Here is a 16,828-nt window from a genome sequence, read left to right as displayed (position 1 = left end):
CTATAGTTTTTCATAGAGTGAAGCAATGTGATTGTCTAATTCATTAACATGAACTTCTTCACTTTCACCCGTTTGACGCCCTTTAACTTCAACAATACCTTCACTTGCATTTTTACCTACAACAATTCTTATCGGTAAACCAATTAAATCAGCGTCATTAAATTTAACGCCTGCACGCTCTTTACGATCATCATAAAGTACATCATATTTAGATTGTAATTCTGAGTATAATTTATCTCCTAATTCAAGTTGTTCTTCTTTTTTAGGATTGATTGTAATTAAATGTAAATCAAATGGAGTGACTGACTTTGGCCAAATAATACCATTTTCATCATTATTTTGCTCAACAATCGCACTTAATGTTCTAGACACTCCGATACCATAGCAACCCATAATTAAAGGTTGCGCTTTACCTTGATTATCTAAAAATTTAGCATTCATTGCTTCAGAATATTTCGTTCCCAGTTTAAATACTTGTCCAACTTCAATACCTTCTGCAAATTTTGCATTTCCAGAACCATCACTTAACGGTTCACCTTCTAAAATAAATCTAAAGTCTCCGTATTCATCGATATTAAAATCACGCTCAACATTTGCATTAATATAGTGATAGCCATCTTCATTAGCACCTACCACTATGTTATTTAAATCTTTAACAAAATTATCAGCAATAATTTTAATGTCTTTATTATGAATAGGTCCTAATGAACCAGGATTTGCTCCAAGTAAATTTACAATTTCATCTTGAGTCGCCATTTCCACATTATCAGTTTCAAAGTATGCTTTCACCTTCACATCATTGAGCTCGTGATGGCCTCTTACTAAAAACATCATGAATTCTCCATCCACTTTGAAAATCATTGTTTTTACAATTTCATCAATTGGACGATTTAAAAAGTCAGCCAATTCTTGAGCTGTTTTAATATTTGGCGTTTCTATTTTTTCTAGTGATTTAATGTCTGTATGTTTCTCATTTGGATAATACTTAACTTCAGCTTTTTCAATATTTGCTGCATAATCACTATTTTCACTATACACAATCGTATCTTCACCAATTTCACTTAAAGCCATAAATTCATGTGTATGATTACCGCCAATAGCACCTGAATCAGCTACTACTGGACGCGCATTAATTCCAACACGTTTAAAAATACGACTATAAGCATTGTACATCTCTTGATATGTTTGATCTAATGATGCTTCATCAGCATGGAAAGAATAAGCATCTTTCATGATGAACTCTCTTCCACGTAATAAACCAAAACGTGGACGTTTTTCATCACGGAACTTAGATTGAATTTGGAATAATGTTAATGGTAATTGTTTATAAGACTTTAATTCGTCTCTAACGATAGAAGTCACTACTTCTTCGTGAGTAGGTCCTAAAGCAAATTCTCTTCCATTACGGTCTTTTAATCGCATTAATTCAGGACCATAAGCGCCCCAACGTCCCGACTCTTCCCAAAGTTCTGCTTGCTGCAATGCTGGCATTAAAATCTCAACTGCATCAATATTTTCCATTTCTTCACGAATGATTTTAGAAATATGATTTAGTACACGTGTTGCTAAGGGTAAATAACTATAAATACCACTTGTGCTTTGTTTAATTAAACCTGCTTTTAATAACAACTGATGACTTAAAGCCTCAGCTTCAGAAGGGACTTCTCTCATTGTTGGTATAAAGACTTTCGATTGTTTCATTTTTTATCCTCCTAAATTATAAGAAATAACGTTGTATATCATTCCAAGTGACTAAGACCATAATAATCACTACAAATATAGCTCCAACAGCAATAATTGCAGTTTCAGCTTTTTTGTTTACTGGTCTTCTAAATATCGCTTCATAAATAACAAATAAAATTCTACCACCATCTAAAGCTGGAATAGGTAATAAGTTCATAATCCCTAAGTTAACACTCAGCAATGCCGTATAGTATGTTAATGCAATAATACCTTGTTTTACTACAGAATCTACATTGTGATAAATACCCACTGGACCATTTAACATATCAAAAGTAAAGCCACCTGTGAAAATACTTCCAATCATTGTTCCAACTGCTTTAAAAATAAGTACACTTGCATCTAAAAATTGTTGTACGCCTAATGCTAATGGCTTAAATAGTGAATGTTCATTCGCAGGTTGAAAACCTAATACATAAGAAGTTTTAGAATTTAATTTTGTCTGTTTAATCACTTGTTTTTTAGGTGTAACATCTAGTGATTTGGTGTGACCATCTCGTACAATTTTAATTGTTGTTTGATGGTCTTTCGTTTTATTAAGTGCACTTTGAATATCGCTAAAATCGTTAATTTTATAGTGTCCAACTTGAACAATTTTATCTCCAGCTTTTAATCCAGCTTCTTGTGCTGGATAATTGTCTGCTAATTGTTTTACTGTAGGGGTAGGCGTACCTTGATAATAAGCTAAGCCAATAAATAGTACGAGAGCTAAAATAAAGTTAAATAATGGGCCCGCAAATAAAGTTAAAAACTTAGGTAATGGTTTTTTATGTGTAAATTGACGATGCCTTGGTGCAATTTGAATTAAACTACCATTTTCAACAAAGTAAGCTTTTTTAGCAATATTAAAATGATGTCTTTCATTATCATATGCTGTAATACCTTCAATATATAAATCATCTTTAAAATCACATCGTTTAACTTCAATCGCTTCAATTTTTTGGAATTTATGTTGATCATCTAAAATAATATGTGTAATTTCATCTTGTTCATTTAGTTTTATTTTAACATTCATTCCTGGCTGAACGGGTGGTTCTTCTAATCCATCTCCTGCCATTCTTACATACCCACCAACTGGAAGTAAACGTATTGTATATAACGTTTCATCTTTACGGAAACTGAAAATTTTGGGTCCCATTCCAATCGCAAATTCTGGACACATAATACCTGCACGTTTTGCAAAAAACATATGTCCATATTCATGTACTGTAACGAGTACACCAAATACGATAATAAATGAGACGATTGTGATTAAATAACTCACTTACAACACCTCAATTAATTTTAATATTTAAATTATCTAGAATATAAGATTTTAGATTTTAAATTTTATAATAATTTCTAGTATAAAAAAACAGTTTTAAAAAAAGAGCTATAAAGTACACGATTATATAATATTAATCAAATGTGAACTCAATAACTCCTCAATTATATCATTATATGCTTTTCATAAATAAAAAAAACGTTAATTTTTTATTACATTTGTAGTAATAGAATGTTTAACAGTGGTAAAACAAACATAAAGCTATCAAATCTATCTAAAATACCGCCATGTCCTGGCAAGATTCTGCCTGAATCTTTAACACCAAAATGACGTTTAAAACCAGATTCTACTAAGTCACCTAATTGACCAAATACACTTAAAATAATTGTAATTAATAATAACAGCCAAATATTTAGATGAAAATCTACAAAAAACATCATTACAAGTGGAACAATTAAACTACAAATGAGTCCTCCAATAAAACCTTCAATCGTTTTGTTTGGACTAATAACTGGCCATAGTTTGTGTTTCCCCATTAATCGTCCAAATATATATGCGCCAGTATCTGTTAACCATACGATTAAAAATGCAAAAAGTATATAATGTAAACCATAAGAACGTGTAGCATAAAAATACATAAATCCTATTCCAACGTATGCTACAGACATTAAACAAAATGCAGCGTCCATAAAGCTAAATCTGTTTTTCGAAAGTACAGTATAACTTAATAGTATGAAGCTCATTGCAATTAAACTTTTTAATTGAACATCACTCACCCAATCTCCGGCAGACTGAGGAAGCATAATAATAATAAGCGCTATAGCACTGAAAATACCTGGAATTGATAAAAATTTAATCATATTCATATTTAACAATTCTTTTAAAGCAATGAGCGCCAGCAAATAAGCAAAAAGCATTAAAATAGTTCCACCTTTTAATAATATAGGTAGAAAAATAAGCAATGCTATAATCGCGGTCAATGTTCTTACTTTCATAATTTACTCCTCACTTAATCCTCCAAAACGTCTTTGGCGAGATTGATATATTTTTATACATTGTTTTAATTCTTCACCATCAAAGTCTGGCCATAACTTCTCATTAAAAATAAATTCACTATACGAAGCCTGCCAAATTAAGAAGTTACTAAGGCGTTGTTCTCCAGATGTACGTATTAATAAATCTGGATCTGGATCTGGATGGGTCATTAAATGTTTGGAAATCATCAATTCATCAATATCATCACTGTTTTGACCATTACGTTGAAGTTCATCATAAATTGATTTCATACTTTGAACAAGTTCAGCTCGTCCACCATAATTAATGGCAAATACTAATTTCAAGCCTGTATTATTTTTGGTTTTTTCTTTAGCATAATTAATCGCCTCAATTGTTGATTGGGGTACTGCATCTAAAAAACCAATAGTTTCTATCTTAACATTTTTCTCTATAAGTTCTGGTAGAAATGTTTTTAAAAAATTCACAGGTAAATTCATGATATAATTAACTTCACTTTCAGGTCTTGACCAATTTTCCGTTGAAAAAGCGTATAAAGTTAAATATTTAATACCTAAATGACTTGCTTCACGTGTCACTTTTTTTATGGTTTGCATACCTTCATAGTGACCTTTAATTCTAGGCATTTTACGCTTTTTTGCCCAACGACCATTTCCGTCCATGATAATTGCTATATGTTCAGGTAAATTATGTATATCTAAATCATCATTTTGATTGATTTTAGTCTTATTTCTTTTTATTAGCTTTCTAAACATGGTCTTTCCTCCGAGCCTGATCATTTCTGTTATATTATATAGGTTATTTAAGAAATCATCTATCATTTTATCATACTAAATAATGGCATTGAATAAGCAAATTAAAAAACTGTACCAAAGTCTGACTTGGCACAGTTTAGACTAAAACAATTTATAATCTTGTCATAGAAGAGTATGATGAAATATTAAACAGACATAATATCTTTTTCTTTTTCATCAACTAAATTATCAATTTCTTTAATTGAATTGTCTGTTACTTTTTGAACATCTTCTGTTTGGCTTCTTAAATCATCTTCAGTAATGTCTCCATTTTTTTCGTCTTTTTTCAATTGATCATTGATATCACGACGAATATTACGGATTGAAACTTTTGAATCTTCACCGATTTTTTTAACATTTTTAACTAATTCTTTACGACGTTCTTCAGTTAAAGCAGGAACAGTGATACGAATAACTTCACCGTCACTAGTAGGGTTCACACCTAGGTTAGCAGCAATAATCGCTTTTTCAATATCAGCTACAGATGATTTATCATATGGAGAAATGACAAGTAAGCGTGCTTCAGGCACGTTTATACTCGCTAACTGTTGAACTGGTGTTGGGGCACCATAATAATCAACATTTACTCCGTTTAATAAATTAGAATTCGCTCTACCCGCACTAATATTAGCTAATTCACGTGATAAATTTTCAATTGATTTTTTCATTCTAGATTTTGTATCTTGAATTATCTCACTCATACATTTACACCTCTAATTATTTAGTAATTAATGTACCAATTTTTTCGCCCATAACGGCACGTTTAATATTGCCTTCTTCCATAATAGAGAATACATTTAATGGAATGTTATTATCCATACAGAATGAAGAAGCAGTTGAATCCATAACTTGTAGGCCTTCTTGTAACATTTGAATATGTGTTAGATGATCATATTTTACAGCATTTTTATCAATTTTTGGGTCGGCAGAATACACACCATCAACATTATTTTTACCCATTAAAATGACATCGGCCTCTACTTCAGCTGCACGTAGTGCTGCAGTTGTGTCAGTAGAGAAGTATGGATTACCAATACCAGCTGCAAAAATAACTACGCGTTTTTTCTCTAAATGTCTAATTGCGCGACGACGAATATAAGGCTCAGCAACCTGTTTCATTTCAATTGAAGTTAATACTCGTGTATCACAATCTAATTGCTCTAAACTATCTTGTAATGCCAATGCATTCATTACAGTAGCAAGCATGCCCATATAATCAGCTGTACCACGGTCCATGCCTAAATCGCTACCTGTTTTACCTCTCCAAATATTACCGCCACCAACGATAACAGCTATTTCACAATCCATTTTAGCTACTTCAGCGACTTGTTTTGCTACACTTTTAATGATGATAGGATTGATACCAAAACCTTTTTCACCTGCAAGTGCTTCACCACTAAGTTTCAGTACTACACGTTTATATTTAGAAGTCTGCGCCATTATTTTTTCCTCTCTATGATTAATGATATGTAATATATACAAGTAAAGAAGACACTAATGGTCTTCTATAATAAAAGAATTTTATTATATAGAATTCCTTAAAGGTGTCTTCTTTCTTGTTAGAATAATGTGAACAAATTATTTCATTTGACCTTTAACTTCATCAGCAAAGTTTTCTTCGCGTTTTTCCATACCTTCGCCTACTTCATAACGTACGAAGTCAGCTAATTTACCGCCTTTAGATTTTAAGAAAGCTTCAACTGTTTGATCTGGGTCTTTAACGAAGTTTTGGTCAACAGCACAAATTTCTTGAAGATATTTACGTAAACGACCTTCAACCATTTTTTCAACGATATTTTCAGGTTTACCTTCATTTAATGCTTGTTGTTTTAATACTTCTCTTTCGTGATTAATTTCTTCGTCACTTACTTGGTCTGAAGAAACATATTTAGGATTAATTGCAGCGATGTGCATTGCTACATCTTTAGCTGCTTCTTCATCAGTAGAACCTTCAACAACAGTCAATACACCGATACGTCCACCCATGTGTAAGTATGCACCAAAAGCATCGTTATCAGATTTAGTTCTAATAGCAAAACGACGGATGCTTAATTTTTCACCGATTGTTGAGATAGCCTCTTTCATTCTTTCATCAACTGTTTGACCACTTGCTAATTTAGTTTCTAATAAAGCTTCTACTGTTTCAGCTTTACTTTCAAGGATTTGATTAGCAATTTCTTTAACTAATTCTTGGAATCCTTCGTTTCGAGCAACGAAATCAGTTTCAGAGTTAATTTCAACGATTGCTGCTTCATTACCTTTTACTTCTACATGTACTAAACCTTCAGCAGCGATTCGATCAGCTTTTTTAGCTGCTTTAGCAATACCTTTTTCACGTAAGTAGTCGATTGCTTTATCGATATCTCCATCAGTTTCAGTTAGCGCTTTTTTACAATCCATCATACCTGCGCCAGTTCTTTCACGTAATTCTTTAACAAGTTTTGCTGAAATTGCCATTAATTATTCCTCCAATATGTCTAATTGTAATAATAGATGATATTTAAATATTACCATTAAAGGTACTATTATTTCCAATACTCTATTACGATTTATTAATAATTTTTTAAATTAAGGTTATTTTAAAAATAAAATCTGATTTAAAAGTATAATTGAATATTTATCTTTTATATTTATACCCAATTTACTATCCATTTTAAATAAATATTTTAAAAAAAGGGCGATAAGCATTACATCTTATCACCCATTTAAACTATATCTTAGTTTGATTCAACAGTAGTATTTTCTTCAGTTGATTCTGCTTTTTGAGTTTCTTCACTTTCATCTAAATCGATGTTTTGTTCTGCAGCTACTTCATCGTTTGAAATACCTTGTTGACCTTCTAAGACAGCGTCAGCCATTTTACCAGTTAATAATTTAACGGCACGAATAGCATCATCATTCGCTGGGATAACATAGTCGATTTCATCAGGATCACAGTTAGTGTCAACGATACCAACGATAGGGATATTTAATTTACGTGCTTCAGCAATCGCATTGCGCTCTTTACGAGGGTCAACTACGAATAATGCTTGAGGCATAGATTTCATATCACGAATACCGCCTAAGAATTTGATTAAACGGTCATATTCTTTTTTAAGTTCAACAACTTCTTTTTTAGGTAAAACGTCAAATAAACCGTTTTCTTCCATTTTTTCAATTTCAGAAATACGTTTAATACGTTTTGAGATTGTTTTATAATTAGTTAAGATTCCACCTAACCATCTTTGGTTAACGTAGAATTGACCAGCACGTTCTGCTTCAGCTTTAACTGATTCTTGTGCTTGTTTTTTAGTACCTACGAATAAGACTTTACCGCCATCTTCAGATACTTGTTTTAAGAAGTTATAAGCTTCTTCAACTTTTTTTACTGTTTTTTGTAAGTCAATGATATAAATACCATTTCTTTCAGTAAAGATATATTTTTTCATTTTTGGGTTCCAACGGCGTGTTTGGTGACCGAAGTGAACACCGGCTTCTAGTAATTGTTTCATTGAAATTACTGCCATGTTAAATTCCTCCTATTGGTTAATTACCTCCATAGTAAACTAATATAAAGACAATACTTAAGACTGCACCCTTTATATTTACATTCACTACGTGTGTATTGGCTTTATAGCCGTCAATAATAATATCATATCTAGAATCATTACGCAACATTTTTTAACTGCATAAAATAAAAAACTACTATCTTAATTTTAATAGATAGATAGTAGTTTTAAAAAATATTTATTCACTTCGATTAAGTTCATCTAAGAATTTTTCTTTTTTAACTTTAATAAATGTACCTTTCATGCCAAGCGATCGTGATTCTATTACACCAGCACTTTCTAATTTACGTAACGCATTTACAATTACAGAACGTGTAATACCTACTCTATCTGCTACTTTAGATGCAATTAATAGACCTTCATTACCACCAAGTTCCTCAAAAATATGTTCAATCGCTTCTTTTTCAGAATAAGATAATGAATTGATTGCCATTGTAATAGCAGCTTTATCACGTGCTTCTTTCTCAACTTCATTATGTTTCTCACGTAAAATTTCCATACCAATAACAGTTGCAGCGTATTCGCCAAGCACTAAATCATTTTCATTAAAGTCATCTTTAACTCTTCCTAGAATCAGTGTACCTAAGCGTTCGCCTCCCCCTAAAATCGGGAAGATGGTTGTTCTACTATTAATAAATACATCTCTGTGTTCTGGAGGGAATACTGTCAAGTCTGAATCAATATCAATATTCGCTTCAGTTTGTTGAACTTGCATAAGTAGTTCAGTGTATTCACTTGGAATATGTTTACTTTCAGTCAACATATTACTAATTCGTTCACTCTTTAAAAGTTCATTTAAACTTGAACCTAAAATTTTACCTCTACGAGAAACGATGAAGACATTTGTAACAGTTACATTACTAATAGTCTGAGCAACATCTTTAAAGTCTACCGCAATGCCTTTATGTTTTTGTAATAATGTATTTAATTCTCTAGTTTTAGATAATAAGCTCATAAAATTTCTCCTTTATTTATATTATAAAATAAATGCACTTAAATCTTTGTTTGTTGAAATAGATTTCAACTTATCATCAACATACTGTGGTGTTATATCTACTACTGCATTTGGCATATTTGGTGCTTCAAAAGATAAATCTTCTAACATTTTTTCTAAAATAGTGTGTAATCGACGTGCACCAATATTGTCTGTATCTTGATTCACTTGATATGCCATTTCAGCTAATCGTGTTATCGCTTCATCAGAGAAGTTGACCGTAACTTCTTCAGTTTTTAACAGTGCTTCATACTGCTTTATAAGAGATAACTTAGGTTCAGTCAATATTCTATAGAAATCATTGACTGTTAAGCTTTCAAGTTCAACTCGAATTGGAAAACGCCCTTGTAACTCAGGAATCAAGTCACTTGGTTTAGAAACATGGAAAGCGCCAGCACCAATAAATAGCATGTGCTCAGTATTTACAGTACCATACTTAGTTTGAATCATGCTACCTTCAAGGATTGGTAATATATCTCTTTGAACACCTTGTCTTGATACATCTTGACCACTATTGGAATTGTTTGTAGCGACTTTATCAATCTCATCGATAAAGATAATTCCCATTTGTTCTGCTAATTCTAAAGCTTCTTGATTAGCAGTTTCTTGATCAATTAATTCATCTGCAAAATCATCAGTAAGAATTTTACGTGCTGTTTTTACTGGTACTTCTCTTTCTACTTTTCGTTTAGGCATCAATTGATTCATCATATCTTGCATTTGTTGATTTTGACTCGTGCCTAACATTCCTAATGCGCCAGGGTCTTGTTCAACTTTGATTCTAACTTTTTCTTCTTCTAGCTTACCTGCTAAAAGTTGTTGTCTTATTTCTGACCGTTTTGTTTTGATTTCTTCTGTAGGGGCTTCTTCTTCCTCGTCATTCTGATTAAAATTAGGAATAGCACCACCTAAAAGAGATTCAAGTGGATTATTATTTTGAGCTGCTTTTTTCTTCATACTAGGAACAAGTAATTTTACTAATTTTTCATTAGCTTTTTGTGTTGCTTCATCTTCAACTAATGATTTCTTTTGCTCTTTTACGAGTCTTACAGACACGTCCACCAAGTCTCTAACCATACTTTCTACATCACGTCCAACATATCCAACTTCAGTGAATTTTGTAGCTTCTACTTTAATGAATGGTGCACCTACGACTTTTGCCATACGGCGTGCAATTTCTGTTTTACCTACACCAGTTGGGCCAATCATTAAAATATTTTTGGGTGCAATTTCTTGCTTAGTTTCTTCATCAAGAAGACTTCTTCTGTATCTATTTCTTAACGCGATTGCTACTTTACGTTTTGCATCTTCTTGACCTACAATATATTCGTCCAATTTAGATACGATATCTTTAGGTGTTAATTTTATACCGTTTGCATCCATTTACTATTACCTCCACCTTAATGTATGTCCATATCAATTCATTTCCGTTTTGTTTATATATGTTATTTATAAAGTCTCAACAATAATATTATCATTTGTAAATACACAAATATCTGAAGCCACTTTTAAGCTTTCATATGCCATTTCTTTAGCAGTCATATGTGAAGCATGACGTTTAAGTGCTCTTCCTGCACTTAATGCATAGTTTCCTCCTGAACCAATAGCGATTAAATCATCGTCAGGCGCAATGACTTCACCTGTACCACTTACCACTAAAATACCATCTTTATCCATTACGATAAGCATGGCTTCCAGTTGACGTAATTGCTTATCTCCACGCCATTCTTGAGCAAGTTCTACAGCAGCGCGTTCTAAATTACCGCTAAATTGTTGTAATTTAGTTTCAAATTTTTCAAATAATGTAAATGCATCGGCTACGCTTCCTGCAAATCCTGCTAACACTTTACCTTCGTATAAGCGTCTTACTTTTCTAGCTGTTTGCTTCATAATTACTTGTTCACCAAGTGTAACTTGACCGTCTCCAGCCATTGCCGCTTCTCCATTGTGTCTTACAGCATATATCGTTGTAGCATGTAATGATGTCTTACTCATTTATTTACTCTCCTTTTTTGCTCGAGGATGTGCATTTAAATACACTTTGCGCAATTGTTGATTAGATACATGTGTATACTTACCAGTTGTAGAAAGGTTAACGTGTCCTAATAAAGATTGAACTGTTCTTAGGTCTGCACCTTGATTCAATAAATGTGTAGCAAATGTATGTCTTAATTTATGAGGGTGGATTTCAGTTACCCCCGCTGTACGTTTAACTACATCATTGAGAAGATATCTAATACCTCTCTCAGTAATAGGATCACCTTTCATATTAACAATTAAATAAGGATGACTTTTACCTTTAAGTGGTTTGAATTTTTCTAAATATTGTTCAATACTTTGTCTACAAAACTCTCCAAAAGGCACAAATCGTTCTTTATTTCCCTTACCCAATACCTTTACCCCTGGAAGATTCATATCTAAATCCATACCCTTTATATTCACAAGTTCTGAAACACGAATGCCTGTTGCATATAATAATTCAATTACTACTCTATCTCTTAATCCTTTTTTTGCATCGTTTGAAACAGTATTAAATAATGCTTCCATTTCTTCTTCATAAAAAAATTGAGGAAGATATTGCTCTTTCTTAGGATGTACAAGTTGTATAAAAGGATTATTTACAGATGTATCTTGAGTCATCCAGAACTCATAAAATGTTCTTAATGTTGATATTTTTCTTGATACAGTAGTACGTTTCAAATTATTGGAATATAAATAACTTAGATAATTTCTTGCATCTTTATATTCAAACGTTCTTAAATTTAACAGTTCTTGTTCTAAAAACTGATTAAATTGAGCTAAATCGTCATGATACGCTTTTAATGTATGGTCGGAGAAATTTCTTTCAACTTTAAGCATATTCAAAAATTTCTTTTGGATTTCTTCCACTAAAAATCCCCTCCATCATATGCATTGTAGCATATAAACTGAGGGGGACTAAAATAATTAGCTATAGAATTCAAAATCTTTTGAGAATTTGTGAATAATTTAAAAATTCCTTCAAAATATTTTATTATAATTTAAATCTATAACGTTTTTTTGAAATTTTCTAAATAGTCTAGTGCACGATATGCTTGTGCTTCATAACGTTCTTTTTTATCTTTAATGCGGCGATCAAGTGACGGCAATAAACCAAAGTTAGCATTCATTGGTTGGAAGTTTTTTTCATTTTTAGCATGAGAAATATAATAAGCCATACTGCCTATCATTGTTTCTCTTGGAAAAATCACTTCTCCTTTTCCAAGTAACTTATGCGCTAAATTGATACCTGCTACAAGTCCACTTGCTGCACTTTCAACATATCCTTCCACACCTGTCATTTGTCCTGCAAATTGAATTCTATCATTATTAATTAATTCATATTTTTCATTTAAAACATCAGGTGAATTAATGAAGGTATTTCTATGCATCACACCATATCTAACAATATCAACATTTTCTAAACCTGGAATTAATTGAATGACTTCTTTTTGAGCGCCCCATTTTAAATGTGTTTGAAAGCCGACAATATTATAAAGCGTACCAGCCGCGTCATCTTGACGTAATTGCACTACTGCATATGGACGTTTACCAGTTTTAGGGTCTTCTAATCCTACTGGTTTCATTGGACCAAATAGTAATGTTTTACGACCTCTACCAGCCATCACTTCAAATGGCATACATCCTTCAAAATATTTTTCTTTTTCAAATTCATTTACAGGTGCAACTTCAGCTTCTAATACCGCATCATAAAAACGATTGAATTCTTCTTCAGTCATAGGGCAATTTAAATATGCTGCTTCACCTTTATCATAGCGTGATTTCAAATAGACTTTATCCATATCAATTGAATCTTTTTCAATGATTGGAGCTGCTGCATCGTAGAAATATAGTTGATCTTTACCTGTAATTTCTACAATTTCTTTAGCTAAATGTTCAGTTGTTAACGGGCCTGTTGCAATGATTGTATGTCCTTCTGGAATACTGTGAATTTCTTTATTCAAAACAGTTACATTAGGATGATTTTTCAATGTATCTGTAATATAACCAGCAAAGTCATGTCTATCTACTGCTAATGCACCACCAGCTGGAACTCTAGCTTTATCAGCTGCTGCGATGATTAATGAATCTAAACGTCGCATTTCTTCTTTAAGCACACCTACACCATTTGTTAATGCATTACCACGTAGTGAATTAGAACATACTAACTCAGCAAATTTATCTGTATGATGGGCAGGCGTTTGTTTAACAGGACGCATTTCGATTAAATTCACTTTAATACCACGTTCTGCTAATTGATAAGCTGCTTCTGAACCAGCTAATCCTGCGCCTATAACATTAACAGTTTGACTCATATACATTCTCCTTTAATAAAACTCTATTTTTGTACTTCTTCTTTATAGTCACAATTAGAACAAATCACTTGAGAACTACGTCCTTTTTTATGTTGCATCAAGTAATGATTACATTTTGGACAATCTCTTCCTATTGGTTTATCCCAAGAAATAAAATCACACTCTGGATAATTCGAACAACCATAAAATAATCTATTTTTCTTAGATTTTCTCTCAACTACATCGCCATCTTTGCATTTTGGACAAGTGACACCAATAGTTTTAACAATAGCTTTTGTATTTCGACAATCTGGGAAATTCGAGCACGCCATAAATTTACCATAACGTCCCATTTTTATTACCATAGGAGCTCCACATACTTCACAATCTTCGCCGGCTGGTTCATCTTTAATTTCAACTTTTTCCATTTCTTCCTCTGCACGTGCAACATCTAATTTAAAACTACCATAGAAATTATCGATAACTTTTCTCCAACCGATATCACCTTCAGCAATTTTATCGAGCAAGGTTTCCATATTAACTGTAAATTCAACATCAATAATTTCTGGGAAGTAATCCTTCACTTGCTCATACACGATTTCTCCTAGTTCAGTTGGTACAAAACGTTTACTTTCAAGTTTAACATAATTACGTTTTTGAATTGTGTCAATCGTTGGAGCATATGTTGAAGGTCTACCAATTTTTAATTCTTCTAATGTTTTAACTAATCGTGCCTCTGTGTATCGTGGAGGTGGTTGAGTGAAATGTTGTGCCGGTTCAATTTGTGTTGCAGTTACTTTGTCACCTTGATTTAATTTTGGTAATTTATTTTCTTTATCATTATCTTTGTCATCTTTTGCTTCAACATATAATGTCATAAAGCCTTTAAATTTGATTGTTTGTCCATTTGCTCTAAATTTAATGTCATTTTGTGTTACATCTAAAGCCACAGTATCTAAAACTGCAGGAGCCATTTGACTTGCTACAAAACGTTCCCAAATTAATTTATACAAGCGATGTTGATCACGTGTTAAATATGCTTTCATTTCATCTGGTGTACGTAATGTACTTGTTGGACGAATAGCTTCATGGGCATCTTGATCCCCTTGTTTACCTTTTGTTTTACGGTTTGAAGTATACTCAGTACCATACTTCTCTTCAATATATGATTTTGCTTCATCTTTAGCAGTTTGTGAGATTCGTGTTGAATCTGTTCTCATATATGTGATTAATCCAACTGTACCTTGTCGTTTCAAATCGATACCTTCATATAATTGCTGTGCTAACATCATAGTCTTACGTGCTTTAAAATTAAGTTTACGTGCTGCTTCTTGTTGTAACGTAGACGTTGTAAATGGATTTGCAGGGTATCTCGTTTTTTCTTTTTTATTTACATTAGTGATTTCAAATTCATCACCATTTAATTCGGATGTAATTTTTTCAACATCTTTTTTTGTTTTTAATTTATACGGTTTGTTTTTATAATGTAAGAATTTAGCAGTGAACTTTGATTTTTTATATCTAAATTCACCTTCAATTGACCAATATTCTTCTGGTTTAAAATTACGGATTTCATTTTCACGGTCAATGACTAATCTTAAAGCAACTGATTGTACTCGACCAGCTGACAATCCTTTTTTTACTTTCTTCCATAGTACTGGAGAAATATTATAACCTACAAGTCTATCTAAAATACGACGCGCTTGTTGTGCATCAACTAAATTCATTTCAATACCACGAGGATGTTTAAAACTTTCTTTTACTGCATCCTTAGTGATTTCATTAAATACAACTCTGTTTTCTTTTGATTCTTCAAGTTCTAAAATTTTTGATAAATGCCAAGCAATCGCTTCACCTTCGCGGTCAGGGTCACTAGCTAAGAAAACTTTTTTAGCTTTTTTCGCATATTTTTTTAAATCTTTAACAACAGGACCTTTACCTCGAATAGTTATATATTTTGGTTCATAGTTATCTTCTACGTCTACACCCATTTGACTTCTTGGTAAATCTCGTACGTGTCCCATAGAAGCAATAACTTTATATCGTTTACCTAAATATTTTTCAATGGTTTTCGCTTTTGCAGGCGACTCAACGATGACTAAATTATCTGCCAAAGTGAATTCCCCCTTGCTTTTTCAATTACTAAAGATAAATGATAAACGGTTAATTTTGTTTTTGTCAATATTTTAATCCAATATAGATATTTTTTTGTGAAATATCCTTTGAATTTTCACAATTAATTATTTATATATTTAATCGTTTAAAAAGCGATAATCATATAATATATCTTCTGCTTCTGAAACAATCATTGCACCTTCTTGAGCACGTAATAAATTTCCTTTTGTCAAAGGATTAAACATCGATCCAGGCAGTACATAAACATTTCTATTTTGATCTAAAGCACAATCTATTGTAATTTGACTACCACTTTTAATTTTAGCTTCAGTAATTAATACACCACGAGACAACCCGCTTATCAGACGATTTCTTTCAGGGAATTGATATTTGTTTATTTTTGTTAAAGGAGGATATTCACTTATGACTAAACCAGTTTCTTCAATTATATTGCGTAACTTTCGTGTTTCCTTTGGATAATGATTTAAATGACCAAAACCTAGAACTGCAATAGTTGGAAGATGATGTTTTAATGCGAATTGATGAGCTATGCTATCAGCACCTTTCGCTAAACCGGATACAATCGTTAGTGGAATATTTATAAAGTGAGGAAATAGATAATCTAGTGCACACTTAGAATAATTTGTGGCCTCACGTGAACCTACAACACCTAAAGTATACGTAGATGATAATAAATGTATATTTCCACGATAAAATAATATAAAAGGATAGTCGTAAATAGTTTTAAGCAATGAAGGATATTGAGAAGAAAATGAAGTAACATAGTTAACCTGATATCTAGAAAGTTGGGTTTGAATATAATCGTAAGAAATCTCTGTTAATTGAGTAAAACGCTTCTTTTTTAAATATAGAGATTCCCATTCATTGATCATTTCAAATTGATCATGTTCATTAACATTGAAAAATTTTGGAAATACATTGAGTAAATGATGAATATGTTGGGTCGTATACCCTATCCATCTCATTTTTAATAAAATAAAATCATTCATGAAGTAAATGTCTCCTTTTAATTTATTATACCGTGA

15 protein-coding genes are annotated in these 16,828 nt (G+C 32.1%); all 15 read right to left on the bottom strand.

The features are described 5' to 3' along the window. Positions 1-1,701 carry a proline--tRNA ligase gene (locus HMPREF3131_RS09235; protein WP_070436705.1) on the bottom strand — a complete coding sequence of 567 codons (1,701 nt, stop codon included), beginning with the start codon at positions 1,699-1,701 and terminating at the stop codon, positions 1-3. 16 nt (positions 1,702-1,717) lie between these two features. Beyond that, positions 1,718-3,004 carry an RIP metalloprotease RseP gene (gene rseP, locus HMPREF3131_RS09230; RefSeq protein WP_017174606.1) on the bottom strand — a complete coding sequence of 429 codons (1,287 nt, stop codon included), beginning with the start codon at positions 3,002-3,004 and terminating at the stop codon, positions 1,718-1,720. Positions 3,005-3,216: 212 nt separating this feature from the next. Then, complete coding sequence (locus HMPREF3131_RS09225; RefSeq protein WP_017174605.1) at positions 3,217-3,999, bottom strand: phosphatidate cytidylyltransferase; 783 nt, start codon at positions 3,997-3,999, stop codon at positions 3,217-3,219. Positions 4,000-4,002: 3 nt separating this feature from the next. Continuing rightward, positions 4,003-4,773: an isoprenyl transferase gene (locus HMPREF3131_RS09220; RefSeq protein WP_017174604.1), complete on the bottom strand. Its 771-nt coding sequence runs from the start codon at positions 4,771-4,773 to the stop codon at positions 4,003-4,005. Between the two features lie 185 nt (positions 4,774-4,958). Further along, the gene (frr, locus tag HMPREF3131_RS09215; protein ID WP_017174603.1) at positions 4,959-5,513 is read right to left on the bottom strand and encodes a ribosome recycling factor; all 555 of its coding nucleotides are present in this window, start codon (positions 5,511-5,513) and stop codon (positions 4,959-4,961) included. 16 nt (positions 5,514-5,529) lie between these two features. Continuing rightward, on the bottom strand, positions 5,530-6,252 hold the full coding sequence (pyrH, locus tag HMPREF3131_RS09210; protein ID WP_017174602.1) for a UMP kinase: 723 nt from the start codon (positions 6,250-6,252) through the stop codon (positions 5,530-5,532). A gap of 138 nt (positions 6,253-6,390) precedes the next feature. Continuing rightward, positions 6,391-7,269: a translation elongation factor Ts gene (gene tsf, locus HMPREF3131_RS09205; RefSeq protein WP_017174601.1), complete on the bottom strand. Its 879-nt coding sequence runs from the start codon at positions 7,267-7,269 to the stop codon at positions 6,391-6,393. 260 nt (positions 7,270-7,529) lie between these two features. Further along, positions 7,530-8,318 carry a 30S ribosomal protein S2 gene (gene rpsB, locus HMPREF3131_RS09200; RefSeq protein WP_070436703.1) on the bottom strand — a complete coding sequence of 263 codons (789 nt, stop codon included), beginning with the start codon at positions 8,316-8,318 and terminating at the stop codon, positions 7,530-7,532. Between the two features lie 220 nt (positions 8,319-8,538). Then, positions 8,539-9,315 (bottom strand): GTP-sensing pleiotropic transcriptional regulator CodY, encoded by a 777-nt coding sequence (gene codY / locus HMPREF3131_RS09195; RefSeq protein WP_017174600.1) that lies wholly within the window; start codon positions 9,313-9,315, stop codon positions 8,539-8,541. A 21-nt stretch (positions 9,316-9,336) separates the two neighbouring features. After that, a complete protein-coding gene (gene hslU / locus HMPREF3131_RS09190) occupies positions 9,337-10,737 on the bottom strand; it encodes an ATP-dependent protease ATPase subunit HslU (RefSeq protein ID WP_017174599.1) in 1,401 nt (466 codons plus the stop codon). 66 nt (positions 10,738-10,803) lie between these two features. Continuing rightward, complete coding sequence (gene hslV / locus HMPREF3131_RS09185) at positions 10,804-11,349, bottom strand: ATP-dependent protease subunit HslV (protein WP_002448739.1); 546 nt, start codon at positions 11,347-11,349, stop codon at positions 10,804-10,806. Then, positions 11,350-12,243 (bottom strand): tyrosine recombinase XerC, encoded by an 894-nt coding sequence (xerC, locus tag HMPREF3131_RS09180; protein ID WP_070436701.1) that lies wholly within the window; start codon positions 12,241-12,243, stop codon positions 11,350-11,352. Between the two features lie 137 nt (positions 12,244-12,380). Further along, a complete protein-coding gene (gene trmFO, locus HMPREF3131_RS09175) occupies positions 12,381-13,688 on the bottom strand; it encodes an FADH(2)-oxidizing methylenetetrahydrofolate--tRNA-(uracil(54)-C(5))-methyltransferase TrmFO (protein ID WP_002455420.1) in 1,308 nt (435 codons plus the stop codon). A gap of 23 nt (positions 13,689-13,711) precedes the next feature. Further along, a complete protein-coding gene (gene topA, locus HMPREF3131_RS09170; RefSeq protein ID WP_017174596.1) occupies positions 13,712-15,781 on the bottom strand; it encodes a type I DNA topoisomerase in 2,070 nt (689 codons plus the stop codon). Positions 15,782-15,919: 138 nt separating this feature from the next. Next, positions 15,920-16,792 (bottom strand): DNA-processing protein DprA, encoded by an 873-nt coding sequence (gene dprA, locus HMPREF3131_RS09165; protein WP_019835580.1) that lies wholly within the window; start codon positions 16,790-16,792, stop codon positions 15,920-15,922. Positions 16,793-16,828 lie beyond the last annotated feature (36 nt).

The sequence above is a fragment of the Staphylococcus sp. HMSC14C01 genome (genome assembly GCF_001808085.1).
Lineage (GTDB): Bacteria > Bacillota > Bacilli > Staphylococcales > Staphylococcaceae > Staphylococcus > Staphylococcus hominis.
This window is presented reverse-complemented; position numbering and strand designations above follow the sequence as displayed.